Consider the following 275-nt stretch of genomic DNA (forward strand, 5'->3'; position numbering starts at 1 on the left):
AGTTAGGCCATGGCTTTGACGACCAAGGGGCAAAATACGACGGTGATGGCAATTTACGTAATTGGTGGAGCGAGTCAGACCTTAAGCAGTTTGAACAGCGAAGTGCTGCCTTAGTTGCACAGTATAATCAATATAAACCGTTTGAAGATGCCAGCGTTAATGGTGAGCTGACACTGGGTGAAAACATTGGTGATTTAGGCGGCTTAACCGTCGCTTATAAAGCGTATCAGCTATCGCTGGGTGATTCGAAAGCGCCCATTATTGAAGGCTATACG

1 protein-coding gene is annotated in these 275 nt (G+C 46.2%); it reads left to right on the plus strand.

Going from position 1 to position 275, the window contains the following annotated elements; translation table 11 throughout:
• On the plus strand, nt 1-275 hold a 275-nt coding region (locus CWB77_RS17990), incomplete at both ends, for a M13-type metalloendopeptidase (protein ID WP_138623869.1).

Source organism: Pseudoalteromonas sp. S1610, assembly GCF_005887465.1.
GTDB classification, from domain to species: domain Bacteria; phylum Pseudomonadota; class Gammaproteobacteria; order Enterobacterales; family Alteromonadaceae; genus Pseudoalteromonas; species Pseudoalteromonas undina.